The sequence below is a fragment of the Mediterraneibacter faecis genome, assembly GCF_055383675.1.
In genome coordinates this window covers 2,221,210-2,237,384 of sequence record NZ_AP043803.1, presented here as the reverse complement: position 1 = coordinate 2,237,384, position 16,175 = coordinate 2,221,210, and the positions used below count along the sequence as shown (strand labels likewise).

The window sequence follows — 16,175 nt, the reverse complement described above, 5'->3', positions numbered from 1 at the left end:
TAAAATTATGAAAATTTTCAAAACTTTAGGACGATTTTAAAATTATCAGATAATTAATGAATACTATTTTGATCGGCGAGCATAAGTTTCAAACACGAATATTATTTATTGATCGTGCTGCGTTTTCTCATTCTGGAATCCAGAATCTTCTTGCGGATACGCAGATTTTCCGGTGTTACTTCAAGAAGTTCATCGGTATCAATAAAGTCAAGTGCCTGTTCGAGGCTGAGAACACGCGGAGGTGTCAGACGAAGTGCTTCATCTGCGCTGGAAGAACGTGTGTTAGTAAGATGTTTTGTCTTACATACGTTCAGTTCGATATCTTCAGCTTTACCATTCTGTCCGATAACCATACCGGAATATACTTTCTCACCGGCTCCGATGAAGAGAGTACCACGCTCCTGGGCACTGTACAGACCATAAGTTACGGATTCACCAGTCTCAAATGCGATCAGAGATCCCTGTTTACGATACTGGATATCTCCTTTGTATGGTGCATATCCTTCAAAGCTTGTGTTGATGATACCATTTCCTTTTGTATCTGTCATGAACTCACCACGGTATCCGATCAGTCCACGTGCCGGGATAAGGAATTCGAGACGAGTATATCCACCGTTTGACGGAGTCATATTGCGGAGTTCACCTTTTCTCTGACCGAGTTTTTCAATAACAATTCCAGTGAACTCATCAGGAACATCAATATAAGCAAGTTCCATAGGCTCAAGTTTTTTGCCATTTTCATCTGTGTGATACAGAACTTCAGCTTTACTTACTGCAAACTCGTATCCTTCACGACGCATGTTTTCAATAAGAACAGAAAGGTGAAGCTCACCACGACCGGATACTTTGAAGCTGTCTGCATTTTCTGTCTCTTCTACTCGAAGGCTGACATCTGTGTTCAGCTCACGGAAAAGACGGTCACGCAGATGACGGGATGTAACGAATTTACCTTCCTGTCCTGCAAACGGGCTGTCGTTTACGATAAACTGCATGGAAATTGTTGGCTCAGAAATCTTCTGAAACGGAATGGCTTCCGGATTCTCAGGAGAGCAGAGAGTATCTCCGATGGAAATATCTGTGATACCTGATACAGCAACAATAGATCCGATTGTAGCTTCTTTTACTTCTACACGGTTCAGTCCGTCGAATTCATAGAGTTTACCAATTTTTACACGCTGCTGTTTGTCAGGATCATGATGGTTTACAACAACCATATCCTGGTTCACGGAAATTGTACCGTTTTCTACTTTACCAACTCCGATACGACCAACATATTCATTGTAGTCGATCGTGCTGATCAGCATCTGGGTTGGAGCTTCCGGATCACCTTCCGGAGCAGGAATGTAGTCAAGGATTGTCTCGAACAGTGGTTTCATATCCTGTTTCTCGTCAGAGAGATCAAGGACAGCAACACCAGCTTTTGCAGAAGCATATACAAAAGGACACTCAAGCTGCTCATCTGAAGCACCGAGATCGATAAAGAGTTCAAGAACCTCATCAATTACGGCATCCGGTCTTGCTTCCGGACGGTCAATCTTATTGATACATACGATAACAGGAAGTTCCAGCTCAAGTGCTTTTCTCAGAACGAATTTTGTCTGAGGCATAGCACCTTCAAATGCATCAACAACAAGTACAACACCATTTACCATCTTAAGAACACGTTCTACTTCTCCACCGAAGTCAGCATGTCCAGGTGTGTCAATGATATTGATCTTAACACCATTATAATGAACGGCAGTATTCTTAGAAAGGATTGTAATTCCACGTTCACGCTCAATGTCATTAGAGTCCATGACACGTTCTTCTACTTCCTGATTCTCACGGAATACACCGCTCTGTTTTAAAAGCTCGTCAACCAGAGTTGTCTTACCATGGTCAACATGGGCGATAATTGCAACATTTCTCACATCTTCACGTTTTGTTTTCATAATCTAAACACTCTTCCTTAATTATACAAAAAATATTTATCTGTAACATAACTTCATTATTTTATCACAAAAAATGAAATTTACAAGAAAAAGTTTGAATTCGATTTCAAGTACGAAAAAGGTCGAATACTTTTTCTGTAAAAAATAGTTCTATTTCATTACAATAAGACATACATTAGGTAATGACTTAAAATACCAGCCAGAGGAAGGGAGAATTATAAATTATGTCAGATAAGATTATTGAAAACAACCAGGTGACAGTTATTGGAGAGGTGGTATCAGAGTTTACATACAGCCATGAGGTCTTTGGAGAAGGTTTCTATATGGTAGAACTTCTTGTAAAGCGGTTAAGTAACTCTTGTGACCGGATTCCGGTCATGATATCAGAACGTCTCATTGACGTAACACAGGATTGCCGTGGAGAATATTTAATGGTGTCTGGTCAGTTCAGATCCTATAATCGTCATGAGGAGACAAAAAACAGACTGGTTCTTTCTGTGTTTGCGAGAGAAATAGAATTTATCGAGGAAGAACCGGATGGAGCAAGAACAAATCATATACTTCTCGAAGGATATATGTGTAAGCGTCCGGTCTACAGAAAAACACCTCTTGGAAGAGAAATTGCAGATATTCTGCTGGCAGTGAACAGACCGTATGGAAAATCTGATTATATTCCATGTATCTGCTGGGGGAGAAATGCAAGATATGCTTCAAACTTTGATGTAGGGGAACATGTCAGAATATTCGGAAGAATCCAAAGCAGAGAGTATGTGAAGAAATTGTCAGAGACACAAACAGAGACAAGAATCGCATATGAGGTCTCCGTCAGTAAACTGGAGTGTGTGGAAGAATTCTAAGGGTGGATTGTTTCATTATTTAAAACTTTGTGAAAAGGATATCATATATTGAGATAACAACTCAAATGTGATATTCTTTTTTATATGATATTTCGGAAAATAAGAGTGTAATGAAAGAAAAAACAGGTAATGCTGATAGACAGTAGTTCTGAAAAATCATGGAATACTTGAGGTTTCATACAGGAGGAAGATACAGATGGTTAAGATATTAATGCACGGATGCAACGGAAAAATGGGACGCATGATCACAGAAATTGTGAAGAATGAAGAAGATGCAGTGATTGCGGCAGGCGTCGACAAGTTCACAGGAATTCCAAATGATTATCCGGTATTTGAGAAGATCACACAGTGTGATGTGGGTGTAGATGTAGTGATTGATTTTTCCAATGCGGGAGCAGTAGATGAATTGTTAGATTACTGTGTGAAGAAGAGTCTTCCGGTTGTTCTTTGTACAACAGGGCTTTCAGACGAACAGTTAAAGAAGGTAGATGAGTGTTCTGAGAAGATTGCAGTTCTTAAGTCTGCGAATATGTCAATGGGAATCAACCTGTTACTGAAACTTTTGAAAGATGCTGCCAAAGTACTTGCACCGGCAGGCTATGATATTGAACTTGTTGAGAAACACCATAATCAGAAGCTGGATGCGCCAAGCGGAACGGCACTTGCATTGGCAGATTCTATTAATGAAGCAATGGGAAATGAATACGAGTATGTGTATGACAGAAGTCAGGTGAGAAAGAAGCGAGACGCAAAGGAAATTGGTATTTCAGCAGTTCGTGCAGGAACAATCGTAGGAGAACACGAGGTGATTTTTGCAGGAACAGATGAAGTGATTGAATTTAAACATACTGCATATTCAAGAAGCGTATTTGCCAAAGGTGCAGTCGAGGCAGGAAAGTTCCTTGCGGGACAGCCAGCTGGCATGTATGACATGGGGGATGTTATTCAGTTTTAGTACTGGATGAATAATAGCCGGTAAACCGGCGGGAACAAGATCCGGTAAATAGATCCCTGTAAGGGGAAGATTTCGGGTCTGGAGGAGATTGTATATGGAAAATATGGAAAACCGTTATTTAGACAGGTTGTCGGATCTTTATCCGACAATTGCAGCTGCATCTACGGAGATTATTAATCTGCAGGCAATTTTAAACCTTCCGAAGGGGACAGAACATTTTCTGACGGATGTACATGGAGAAGATGAAGCTTTTTCTCATGTTCTGAGGAATGGGTCTGGTGCCGTGAGAAGCAAGATTGAAGATGTTTTTGGTAATACAATGAGTGTAAAGGACAAAAAAGCACTGGCAACATTGATTTACTATCCGAAAGCGAAGATGGAACAGGTGAAGCGGACGGAGTCGAATATGGATGACTGGTATCGAGTGAATCTGTATCGTCTGATAGAAGTAAGTAAGCGTGCAGCAAGTAAATATACAAGATCTAAAGTGAGAAAATCACTGCCGAAGGATTTCTCTTATGTGATCGAAGAATTGATTACCGAGAAAGCGGAAGTCAGTGACAAAGAGTCCTATTATAATGAAATTATTTCTACAATCATTAGAATCGGACGGGCAGAAGAATTTATTGCAGCAATTTCAGAACTGATCCAGCGTCTGGTTGTGGATCATCTGCATATTGTCGGTGATATTTATGACAGAGGACCGGGACCGCATCTTATTATGGATAAGCTGCTGAAATATCATTCTGTTGATATCCAGTGGGGAAACCATGATGTTGTATGGATGGGAGCAGCGGCCGGACAGTTGGGCTGCATTGCAAATGTGATCCGTATCTGCGCCAGATATGGAAACCTGGATATTATAGAAGATGGTTATGGTATCAATTTGCTTCCACTGGCTACATTTGCTATGAGGATGTACAAGGATGATCCATGTACCTGTTTTAAATTGAAAGGCACTGACAGACCGGAATCTGATGAGATGCAGATGAATCTGAGAATACATAAAGCGATTTCAATTATCCAGTTTAAAGTAGAAGGTCAGATTATAGAGAGGCAGAAAGGATTCCATTTGGAGAATCGTGCGTTACTGCATAAGATTGATTATCAGAAAGGTACGATTAATCTGGAAGGAAAAGAATATAAGCTCCTGGATACAAATTTCCCGACAATAGATCCAAAGAACCCATATAAACTGACTTCTGAAGAGGAAGAAATTATGGATCGTCTGGTGCATGCTTTTGTGGGATGTGAAAAATTGCAGGAACATATGCGTTTCCTTCTTGCGAAAGGTGGTTTGTATAAGGTATATAACAATAATCTGTTGTATCATGGATGTGTACCGTTAGATGCGAAGGGGAACCTGAAAGAAGTAGAAATTTTCGGAAAGAAATATCGTGGAAAGGCCTTGTATGATGTGTTGGAAAGTTATGTGAGAAAAGGATTTTTTGCATTGGATCCAAAGGAGCGGGAAGATGGAAAAGATACAATGTGGTATATCTGGCTACATCCGGACTCACCGTTATTTGGAAAGAACAAGATGGCGACCTTTGAAAGATATTTCCTTGCTGAGAAGGAAACACATATAGAAAAGAAAAATCCATACTATGCTCTGCTTGAAAATGAGACAGTTGTGGATAATATCATGATAGAATTTGGATTGGATCCAAAAGAGGATACACACATTATAAATGGTCATGTGCCGGTTAAGAGAAAAGATGGCGAGAGTCCGATCAAGTGTAATGGTAAAGTAATGGTTATTGATGGGGGATTTTCAAGAGCATATCAGAAAGAAACCGGAATTGCAGGATACACGCTGGTTTATAATTCGTATGGATTACTTTTGGTAGCACATGAACCATTTGAGTCTACAGAAGCAGCAATTAAGAAGGAAAATGACATTCATTCAGAGACAGTAGTAGTGACCAGAGTGAACGAGAGACGTCTTGTTGGTGACACCGACGCTGGAAGGAAATTAAAAGAACAGATTAAAGATCTTGAATGGCTGCTGGCGTCGTACAGAAATGGTCAGATTATAGAAAAACTGTAAATAATTGTTTATGCTGATTATAGCCTCCGGCAGGATTGCAGAGGTGCGCAGTAGAAGTATGTCATGCAATTGCATGACGCGCACCTCGCAGCAAGAATGCCGAGGCATTCTTGAATTAGGACTGAAGATAGAAAGGATTACTAGAATGGAAAAAGACTTAAATCTTCCGGAAGGAACAGAAGTAACAGAACCGCTGAAAATCTATCTGAATGAGATTGGACAGATCCCTTTGCTGTCAGAAGAAGAGGAAAGGGACCTTGGGTGTAAAAGTGCTTCAGGAGATGAGGATGCAAGAAGAAAGCTGGAAGAGGGGAATCTACGCCTGGTGGTATCTCTCGCAAAACATTATACTGGAAGAGGGATTACACTCATGGATCTGATCCAGGAGGGAAATATTGGTCTCATGCATGCAGCAGAGAAATATGATTATACAAAGGAAAATAGATTTTCCACATATGCATCCTGGTGGATCAAAGAAGCAATGCAGCGGGCAATCGATCAGCAGTCACGAGAAATCCGTGTGCCGGTTCATGTTGCAGAGAATATGAAGAAAGTACAGAAAATTTCAAAAGATCTTCAGCAGAAATTTGGAAGAGAGGCTACACCGGAAGAGATAGCAGAAGAGATGAAGGATAAATCACCGGAATTTGTAAAAGAGATTTTGTCATATCTTCAGAATCCGGTTTCACTGGAAACTCCGGTAGGAGAAGATGGGGAGAATAATCTTGGTGATATGGTTGAAGATAAGGATGCAACAACGCCGGAAGATGCTATGAATCAGCTTGTGCAAAAAGAAGAAGTACAGGAATTGTTAGAGTCTCTTAATGACAGAGAACGTCAGGTGATCCGTTTGAGATTTGGTTTGGAAGATGGAAAAACACATACGCTGGAAGAAATCGGTGATGAACTGAATGTGACAAGAGAACGCGTACGCCAGATTGAAGCCAGAGCGATGGAGAAACTTCGCAGCAAAGCGACAAAACTGTAAAAAATTTCTTTTGAATAAATATTGAAAAATTGCAGATAGTAAAGACACAATATTTATTTGAAAGGAAGACAAAAATGAGGAGAATAAGAAAATTGCTTGTCTGTGTGATGTGCGTACTGATGCTTTGCAGTCTCGCTGGTTGTGGAAACAACACAGGAACAGCGAATGACAATCTCAATGATGCGACATCCGGTGAAAACTATGATGGAAGTGGAGAAAATGGTAATAATACCGGAAATAATGCGGGAGACCAGAATGGAGATAGTATCCTAGATGACGCGGTTGACGATGTAACGGATGGCGTGGATGATGTTACAGACGATATCACAAATGGTGTTGATGATGCAGCCGATGATCTGACGCAGGAGAATGGCGTGCAGAACAAGATGCAGAATAACGAGTGATCAATATGCCGTAGGCCGGAAACGGAACTGCGGCATTTTTCTAAAAGAAGGAGAGACAGGATGAGATTCAGACCATGTATTGATATACATAATGGAAAAGTGAAACAGATTGTGGGCGGAAGCCTGAAAGATGAAGGAAATCAGGCCAGCACAAACTTTATGTCAGAACTGGATGCAGCATGGTATGCAAGACAGTATCAGAAAGATCACCTGAAAGGCGGCCATATAATTCTTTTAAATCCAGTTGGATCAGAATACTACGAGGCGACGAAAAAGCAGGCGATGGGAGCTCTGGCGGCATACCCGGGTGGAATGCAGATCGGTGGTGGAATTACAGCAGATAATGCACAGGAATATCTAGATTCAGGAGCAAGTCATGTGATCGTGACTTCTTATGTGTTTCAAGACGGGATTTTTCATGAAGAGAGACTGCAGAAATTAGTAAATGCAGTTGGCAAAGAACATGTGGTTTTAGATCTTAGCTGCAGAAGAAAAGATGGTAAATTTTACGTGGTTACTGACCGCTGGCAGAAGTTCACAGAACTTGCATTATCACACAAGGTGTTAAATGAGCTTTCAAAATATTGTGATGAATTCCTGATCCATGGTGTAGATGTGGAGGGGAAAGGTGCCGGAATGGAAACAGAATTAGTAAGGATGCTTGGGAGCTGGGACGGAATCCCAATCACTTATGCCGGTGGAATCGGATTAATGGAAGATCTGGAGAGATTTCGAAAAGAGAGCGGCGGAAAAGTAGACTTTACAATCGGAAGCGCTCTTGATCTGTTTGGAGGAAAAATTCCATATGCAGAAGTTTGTAGTTACTGTTCACTCCCGAGTCAATCACTCCGCTTGTAAATCCGCAGAATGTTAACACTCTATGAAGTTGTTGAATTCAAGAGCGGATAGTGATAGAATGTAGAACAGAGTGGAATTTCAGACCAAAATCAAAATTCAGAGAAGGAGTAATTGCGGAAATATGAATATTATAGAAAAGATTTTCGGAACTCACAGTGAGAACGAGCTGAAACGAATTTATCCGATCGTAGACCGCATCGAGGCACTGGGGCCGGAGATGGAGGCGCTTTCAGACGAAGAACTTCGAGGAAAGACAAAAGAATTTAAAGAACGACTGAAAGAGGGAGAGACTCTGGATGATATCCTTCCGGAAGCATATGCTGTAGTAAGAGAAGGTGCTTACAGAAGTCTTGGAATGCGCCATTATAGAGTACAGTTGATTGGTGGTATTATCCTGCATCAGGGACGTATCGCAGAGATGAGAACTGGTGAAGGTAAGACTCTTGTGTCCACACTTCCGGCATATTTGAATGCCTTGGACGGAAAAGGTGTTCACATCGTCACAGTTAATGACTATCTGGCGAAGCGTGATGCTGAGTGGATGGGAAAAGTACATGAGTTTTTAGGACTCAAAGTCGGTGTTGTTCTCAATGAGATGAACAATGACGAGAGACGAGAGGCTTATAATTGCGATATTACTTATGTAACGAATAATGAACTTGGATTTGATTATCTGAGAGATAACATGGTTATCTATAAAGAACAGCTGGTTCAGAGAGGATTGCATTATGCAGTTATCGATGAGGTCGATTCCGTTTTGATCGATGAGGCAAGAACACCTTTGATCATTTCCGGACAGAGTGGAAAGTCTACAGCTCTGTATGAAGCCTGTGATGTTCTTGCAAAACAGCTGGAACGAGGTGAGGCAAGCGGTGAATTTTCCAAGATGAATGCCATCATGGGAGAAGAAATCGAAGAGACGGGTGATTTCATTGTTGATGAGAAAGAGAAGACAGTTAACCTGACAGAAGATGGTGTGAAGAAAGTAGAGAAGTTCTTCCACATCGAAAACCTTGCTGATCCGGAGAACCTGGAAATTCAGCATAATATTATCCTTGCACTCAGAGCACACAATCTGATGTTCCGTGATCAGGATTATGTTGTAACTCCGGATGGTGAAGTTATGATCGTCGATGAGTTTACAGGACGTATCATGCCGGGACGTCGTTACTCTGATGGTCTGCATCAGGCAATCGAGGCGAAGGAACATGTGAAGGTAAGAAGAGAGAGTAAGACTCTGGCAACAATCACATTCCAGAACCTGTTTAATAAGTATGATAAGAAGAGTGGTATGACAGGTACTGCGATCACAGAAGAGAAAGAGTTCCGTGATATTTATGGAATGGACGTTGTTGAAATTCCGACAAACAAGCCGGTACAGAGAGTGGATCTAGAGGATGCTGTTTATAAGACAAAGAAAGAAAAATACGAAGCAGTTGTAGAAGCTGTTAAAGAAGCGCATGCAACAGGACAGCCGGTGCTGGTAGGTACAATTACAATTGAAGTATCCGAACTTCTCAGTAAGATGCTGAAGAAAGAGGGAATCAAGCATAATGTACTGAATGCAAAATATCATGAGCAGGAGGCTGCAATCGTAGCTGATGCCGGACTTCATGGAGCGGTAACGATCGCAACCAATATGGCTGGCCGTGGTACTGATATCAAGCTGGATGATGATGCGCGTGCGGCAGGCGGTCTGAAAATTATCGGTACAGAGAGACATGAATCTCGTCGTATTGACAATCAGCTGCGTGGACGTTCCGGACGTCAGGGAGATCCAGGAGAGTCCAGATTCTACATTTCTCTGGAAGATGATCTGATGCGACTGTTCGGTTCAGAAAGACTGATGGGAATTTTCAATACACTTGGTGTAGAAGACGGTGAGCAGATTGAACATAAGATGCTTTCAAGTGCAATTGAGAAAGCACAGAAGAAGATTGAGAGCAATAACTTTGGTATTCGTAAGAATCTGTTGGAGTACGATCAGGTAATGAACGAGCAGAGAGAGATTATTTACGAAGAGAGACGCCGTGTTCTTGATGGAGAAAGCATGCGTGATACAATCTACAGCATGATTACAGAATATGTGGAAAATATGACAGATCGTTTCGCTTCTACAGAGGCAGATCCGGAAGAGTGGGATATCAAAGGATTGGATGTGAATCTTCACAATGTGATTCCACAGCTTCAGCTCCCATCTGAGAAGGAATGCCAGAGTATGAGTCAGAAGGAGTTAAAGCATCTTCTGAAAGAACGTGGAGTGAAGGCTTATGAGAACAAAGAAGCAGAGTTCCCGGAGGCAGAGCAGCTTCGAGAAGTTGAGCGTGTTGTACTTCTGAAAGTGATTGATGCAAGATGGATGGATCATATCGATGATATGGATCAGCTGCGTCAGGGAATCGGTCTTCAGGCTTATGGGCAGAGAGATCCACTGGTAGAGTACAAGATGACAGGATATGAGATGTTCGGTGAAATGACAAATGCAATCGCTGAGAACACGATCCGTACATTATTCCACATTAAGGTTGAGCAGAAAGTGGAGAGAGAAGAGGTTGCAAAAGTAACTGGAACAAACAAAGATGACAGCGCAGTCCGTGCACCGAAAAAGCGCGAGGAGAAGAAGATTTATCCAAACGATCCATGCCCATGCGGAAGTGGAAAGAAGTACAAACAATGCTGTGGAAGAAAAAACAAATAAGCTGAACAGTTACAATAATTTAAAGTATATATATGAAAGAGGTGATTAAGGTGGTTTTACTGGATGAACTGAAGTCAAGACTGACTGCATATGAAGAACCGCTGAAAGATTTGAGGGATTCACTTTGACCTCGCTTCAAAGAAGCTTAGGATCGAAGAATTAGAAAAGAGACTGGAGGAACCAGGATTCTGGGATGACCCGGAGGTTTCCCAGCATGTAATGAAAGAATTGAAAGGTCTTCAGGATTCTGTAAAAGAGATTGAAAAATTATTTACAGATTATGAAGACATGCTTCTTCTGATTGAAATGAGTGCAGGAGAAGACGAGGAGCAGGAAGCCGCAGAAGAGATTGAAGAGGAACTTGGAACATTTGAGGAAGTCTTTGAGAAACTGCGAATCAGCACACTTCTGATCGGACCGTATGATGCAGATAATGCAATCGTGACACTTCACGCAGGTGCGGGCGGTACAGAGGCAATGGACTGGACAAGTATGCTCTATCGTATGTACAGCCGCTGGGCTGAAAAGAGAGGATATGAAGTCGAGGTGCTGGACTATCTGGAAGGAGATGTAGCAGGTATCAAGGGAGTTACTTTTGAGGTTAAGGGAGAAAATGCTTATGGCTATCTCCGTTCCGAGAAAGGTGTACATCGTCTGGTACGTATTTCTCCATTTAATGCAAATGGAAAACGACAGACATCATTTGCATCCTGTGATGTAATTCCGGATATTGAAGAAGATATCGATATCGAGATCAACGACGATGATATCCGTGTCGATACTTATCGTTCCAGTGGTGCCGGCGGACAGCATATCAATAAGACGTCATCTGCAATCCGAATCACACATCTTCCGACAGGAATTGTGGTTCAGTGTCAGAATGAACGTTCCCAGCACATGAATAAAGATAAGGCGATGCAGATGTTGAAATCCAAACTGTATGTACTCAAACAGCAGGAACAGGCAGAGAAGATGTCAGACATCCGCGGAGAGGTTAGAGATATTAATTTCGGAAATCAGATCCGTTCTTATGTCATGCAGCCATATACACTTGTCAAGGATCACAGAACAAACGCAGAAATCAGCAATGTAGGTGCAGTAATGGATGGAAATATTGATCCTTTTATTAACGCATATTTGAGCATGGATGCAGAAGCACAGAAAGGAAAGAAAGCAGAATGATAAATGTAGCAGTAATGGGATACGGTACAGTAGGATCAGGAGTTGTAGAGGTCCTCAGAACCAATGGTGAACTCATCAATGAAAGAGCTCAGGATGTGATAAATGTAAAATACGTTCTGGATCTCAGAGATTTTCCGGGTGATCCGGTAGAAGAGATTCTGACACATGATTTCGAGACAATCGTAAATGATGCAGAAGTAGACATTGTTGTTGAGACAATGGGAGGTATAGAGCCTGCTTATACATTTGTAAAACGTTGTCTGGAAGCAGGTAAGAACGTTGCTACATCCAACAAAGCTCTGGTAGCAAAACATGGAGCAGAACTTCTTGAGATTGCTCGTGACAGAAGTATCAATTTTATGTTTGAAGCAAGTGTTGGTGGGGGTATCCCAATCATTCGTGCACTGAATTCCTCTCTGACAGCAGATAGAATCGACGAAGTGACGGGAATCCTGAATGGAACAACAAACTATATGTTGACAAAGATGTTCTTTGAGAGTGCTGATTATGATGAGGTGCTCAAAGAGGCGCAGGAGAAAGGATACGCGGAGCGTAATCCGGAAGCAGATGTCGAGGGACATGATGCGTGTAGAAAGATTGCGATTCTGACATCTCTGATCGCAGGACAACATGTGGATTTTGAGACAATCCATACAGAAGGAATCACAAAGATCACAACAGAAGATATGAAGTATGCCAAGACGATGGATATGGCAATCAAGCTGCTTGCATCCAGTAAAAGAGAAGGGGAATCTTTCTCTGCAATCGTTGCACCGATGCTTCTTTCCAAGAATCATCCGCTGTGTAATGTGAATGATGTATTTAATGCAATTTTTGTTCGTGGAAATATGCTTGGTGATGCAATGTTCTACGGAAGTGGAGCGGGTAAGCTTCCGACAGCAAGTGCTGTAGTTGCAGATGTTGTAGATGCTGCAAAGCACCTTCACAGAACTGTTGTAACAAGATGGGAGAGTAACACACTCGAACTTGTTCCGAATGCGGATGCGAAGAGAAGATTCTTCGTCAGAATTCATGGAGAAGAATCTGTACTCAAATCCCGTGTGGACGAAGTGTTCGGACAAGTTGAATTTGTCAAAGCAGATGATGTCGAGGGAGAATTCGCTGTTATCACAGGCGAGATGACCGAGGCGGAGTATGCACAGAAGGCAGAAGAGATGCCGGAAGTTGTGAAGATGATCCGTATGGCAGATTAATTTGTATTTGCTTCATTGGATTCTGAAAGTATAGTAGAAAGAGCCAGAGCAGGTACCACATATGGTAACTGTCCTGGCTCTTGTGTTACATACGGCTCAGTGTATTGTTATGGTACGCAGAACTAAAGGTAACGTCCTCTCCCAGCCATTGAGGTGCGGGATAGGTGTTAGCTGTTTCTTCGTCCGGGAATTCGATTTCGGCGAGAATCAGTGGAGCAAGGTCATCATGGAAGATATCTAATTCAAGAAAAAGCGGAGTGGAACAGAAGTCTGCGTTTTCCGGGCAGACACAACTCATAGGAATGACATAGCGTGTTTTATGAATGATGCGTCCGTCGACTTTTTCTTTTAGATGCTTATAACTTTCTTTGGTAAGAGGAAGGTTATATTCTTCACGGGCCATAAGCCCCTTGGATTTGTAGGTGAGAACATAATCGTCATCCTCTCTGCGTATCCTTACGACAGGAGCAGTGCATAAGTAGCCTTGTTCCAGCTCTTTGTGTGGATAATCGAAAGGAGAAAATGGCAGTTCTTCAAGCTTTTGTATTAAAAATTTGCGTTCTATTTCCATAACTAAATATTCCTCCTGGTGTTGATTAGTTATACTATAATAATATGAAGTGAGTGTCAAAAGTAAATTTTGCCACTCACTGATGTAACCTGATTGCTCCATTGCTATGCAATTCCCACAATCCTCGAATACCTCAAACTTCCATAAAATGGCGTGTTCACACCATTTTATTCCGTTTTCGGTGTTCGGCGTGTCAATAAGTATAAATTGCTTATTTGTGCGAGCACAAACGCAATTTATACTTTTGACACTTACATCATAATACGTGAAATATAAAAAGGCAATGGTGAGATGAGTACTATCTTGACTTGACGAACGACTTATCCACGCAGTAAAATGAAATCATTGTTGAGATATCATCGGAAAGCGAGGAAGTATTGGATGAAGAAAGTAGTTGTATTTTTAGCAGACGGTTTTGAAGAAGTAGAAGGTTTAACTGTAGTGGATCTTTTGAGAAGAGCAGGAGCGGTTGTAGAGACAGTTTCTGTTATGGGAAAACTGCAGATTGACGGAGCACATGGAATACAGGTGGAAGCGGATGAATTGTTTGAGAAAGCATTTTTTGATGACGCAGAACTTCTTGTACTTCCGGGAGGTATGCCGGGAACACTGCATCTAAAAGAGCATAAAGGTTTGGCAGACTTACTTTGCAAGTTCAATGAAAAGGGAAAGAGAATCGCAGCAATCTGTGCAGCTCCGACAGTATTCGGAGCACTTGGATTGTTGAAAGAGAAAGCAGCATGCTGTTATCCGGGGATGGAAGAACAGCTGAATTGTAAAGAAGCAAAGTTCTGTTCCTTTGTCACAGATGGAAATATCACAACAAGCCGTAGTGTGGGAACAGCGATACCATTCGCACTGGAACTGATCCGTCAGCTTTTTGGCAATGAAAAAGCTTCTGAAATAGCAGAATCTATTGTATATGAGGAATAAAATTAGAAAAAGTAGTCAGAAAAATGTAAAAAAACATGTAAAAGATATAGGAAAGTGGAAAAAACACTGGAAATATGAGACTTTATATGCTATACTGTTTCAATGACTGCGAATGTATACTTTTAAGAAATTAATTCGTTCGATAAGTAAAGAATTTGCTTATAAACAAGGAGGAAGAAAATGAGTTTACAGGTAGAAAAATTAGAGCATAATATGGCAAAGCTGACAATCGAAGTTTCAGCTGAAGAAGTAGAGAAGGCACTGCAGGCAGCTTACTTAAAAGAGCGCAGCAAAATCAGCCTTCCAGGATTCCGTAAAGGAAAAGTTCCGCGTCAGATGATCGAGAAGATGTACGGACCGGAAGTATTTTATGATGAGGCAGCAAACCGCATGATCTCTGAGGCATATGCAAAAGCATATGATGAGAGTGAACTTGAGATTGCTTCCCAGCCGACAATTGATATCGTTCAGCTTGAGAAGGGAAAATCATTCATCTTCACAGCAGAAGTTGCAGTTAAACCGGAAGTTAAACTTGGAGAGTACAAAGGACTTAAAGTTGACAAATACTCTACAAGAGTAACACAGAAGGAAGTTGACGAGGAAATTGAGAAAGTTCGTGAGCAGCATGCAAGAATCGTTGAGGTTACAGACAGAGCTGTAGCAGATAAAGATGATGTTACACTTGATTTTGAAGGATTTGTTGATGGTGTTGCATTCGAAGGTGGAAAAGGTGAGAACTATCCACTGACAATCGGATCTGGTTCTTTCATTCCGGGATTCGAGGAGCAGCTGATCGGAGCTGAGATTGACAAAGAAGTAGAAGTTAAGGTTACATTCCCAGAAGATTATCATTCAGAAGATCTGAAGGGTAAAGAAGCTGTATTCAAATGCACAGTACATGCAATCAGAGCAAAAGAGCTTCCGGAAGTAGATGACGAGTTCGCATCTGACGTTTCCGAGAAGGCTGAGACACTTGATGCTTACAGAGCAGAAGTAAAGGCTCAGATTAAAGAGCGTAAAGAGAACGAAGGAAAGGCTAAGAAAGAAGATCAGGCTGTAGAGCAGGCAGTTGCTAATGCAGAGATCGATCTTCCGGAACCAATGGTTGACCTTCAGGCTAAGCAGATGGCGGATGATTTTGCACGCCGCATTATGCAGCAGGGACTCAGCGTAGAGCAGTACTTCCAGTTCACAGGTCTCTCAGAAGAGAAGATGATGGAAGAGCTTAAGCCACAGGCTGAGAAGAGAATCAGAACAAGACTTGTTCTTGAAGCAATCGTAGCAGCAGAGAATATTGAAGTATCTGATGAGCGTCTTGATGAAGAGTTAGCTAAGATGGCTGAGTCTTACAAGATGGAAGTTGAGAAGCTGAAAGAGTTCATGGGTGAGAACGAGAAGAAGCAGATGAAAGAGGATATTGCAGTACAGGATGCAGTTACTCTGATCGTTGATGCATCTGTAGAAGGCTAATCATTTATTAGATTTCTTGAGAGGGTGCGCCTGTATATCAGGTGTGCCTTTTCTCTTTCTATAA

13 protein-coding genes are annotated in these 16,175 nt (G+C 41.6%); 11 read left to right on the top strand and 2 right to left on the bottom strand.

Going from position 1 to position 16,175, the window contains the following annotated elements; all coding sequences use genetic code 11:
* Positions 1-101 precede the first annotated feature (101 nt).
* On the bottom strand, positions 102-1,931 hold the full coding sequence (typA, locus tag ACZ47Z_RS10535; protein ID WP_015529602.1) for a translational GTPase TypA: 1,830 nt from the start codon (positions 1,929-1,931) through the stop codon (positions 102-104).
* Positions 1,932-2,155: 224 nt separating this feature from the next.
* Here typA and ACZ47Z_RS10530 point away from each other — a divergent pair, with 224 nt between their 5' ends.
* From ACZ47Z_RS10530 to ACZ47Z_RS10490, 9 genes are all read left to right on the top strand, one after another.
* Positions 2,156-2,788: a single-stranded DNA-binding protein gene (locus tag ACZ47Z_RS10530; protein WP_015529603.1), complete on the top strand. Its 633-nt coding sequence runs from the start codon at positions 2,156-2,158 to the stop codon at positions 2,786-2,788.
* 196 nt (positions 2,789-2,984) lie between these two features.
* Positions 2,985-3,743 carry a 4-hydroxy-tetrahydrodipicolinate reductase gene (gene dapB, locus ACZ47Z_RS10525; RefSeq protein WP_155204581.1) on the top strand — a complete coding sequence of 253 codons (759 nt, stop codon included), beginning with the start codon at positions 2,985-2,987 and terminating at the stop codon, positions 3,741-3,743.
* A 94-nt stretch (positions 3,744-3,837) separates the two neighbouring features.
* Entirely contained in the window at positions 3,838-5,793 is a 1,956-nt protein-coding gene (locus ACZ47Z_RS10520; protein WP_196019945.1) for a fructose-1,6-bisphosphatase, read from the top strand.
* Positions 5,794-5,938: 145 nt separating this feature from the next.
* The gene (locus ACZ47Z_RS10515) at positions 5,939-6,781 is read left to right on the top strand and encodes a sigma-70 family RNA polymerase sigma factor (RefSeq protein WP_015529606.1); all 843 of its coding nucleotides are present in this window, start codon (positions 5,939-5,941) and stop codon (positions 6,779-6,781) included.
* Positions 6,782-6,855: 74 nt separating this feature from the next.
* Complete coding sequence (locus ACZ47Z_RS10510; RefSeq protein WP_055157208.1) at positions 6,856-7,185, top strand: hypothetical protein; 330 nt, start codon at positions 6,856-6,858, stop codon at positions 7,183-7,185.
* Between the two features lie 60 nt (positions 7,186-7,245).
* A complete protein-coding gene (hisA, locus tag ACZ47Z_RS10505; protein WP_196019943.1) occupies positions 7,246-8,043 on the top strand; it encodes a phosphoribosylformimino-5-aminoimidazole carboxamide ribotide isomerase in 798 nt (265 codons plus the stop codon).
* A gap of 121 nt (positions 8,044-8,164) precedes the next feature.
* Entirely contained in the window at positions 8,165-10,741 is a 2,577-nt protein-coding gene (secA, locus tag ACZ47Z_RS10500; RefSeq protein WP_196019941.1) for a preprotein translocase subunit SecA, read from the top strand.
* 50 nt (positions 10,742-10,791) lie between these two features.
* Positions 10,792-11,923, top strand: a protein-coding gene (gene prfB, locus ACZ47Z_RS10495; RefSeq protein ID WP_412309320.1) for a peptide chain release factor 2 whose coding sequence is annotated in 2 segments (ribosomal slippage) — positions 10,792-10,854 and positions 10,856-11,923 — 1,131 coding nt in all. Because the reading frame shifts where the segments join, the coding sequence is not laid out codon by codon here.
* Positions 11,920-13,137, top strand: a complete 1,218-nt coding sequence (locus tag ACZ47Z_RS10490; protein WP_055148266.1) for a homoserine dehydrogenase — start codon at positions 11,920-11,922, stop codon at positions 13,135-13,137. The genes prfB and ACZ47Z_RS10490 overlap by 4 nt, the downstream gene beginning before the upstream one ends.
* A gap of 85 nt (positions 13,138-13,222) precedes the next feature.
* On the opposite strand, the gene ACZ47Z_RS10485 is transcribed toward ACZ47Z_RS10490, so the two are convergent.
* Positions 13,223-13,708, bottom strand: a complete 486-nt coding sequence (locus ACZ47Z_RS10485) for a CYTH domain-containing protein (RefSeq protein ID WP_055157204.1) — start codon at positions 13,706-13,708, stop codon at positions 13,223-13,225.
* A gap of 381 nt (positions 13,709-14,089) precedes the next feature.
* On the opposite strand from ACZ47Z_RS10485, the gene ACZ47Z_RS10480 reads away from it, so the two are divergent.
* Positions 14,090-14,641 carry a DJ-1 family glyoxalase III gene (locus tag ACZ47Z_RS10480; protein ID WP_196019939.1) on the top strand — a complete coding sequence of 184 codons (552 nt, stop codon included), beginning with the start codon at positions 14,090-14,092 and terminating at the stop codon, positions 14,639-14,641.
* Positions 14,642-14,821: 180 nt separating this feature from the next.
* Complete coding sequence (gene tig / locus ACZ47Z_RS10475) at positions 14,822-16,111, top strand: trigger factor (RefSeq protein ID WP_020436459.1); 1,290 nt, start codon at positions 14,822-14,824, stop codon at positions 16,109-16,111.
* Positions 16,112-16,175: the final 64 nt, after the last annotated feature.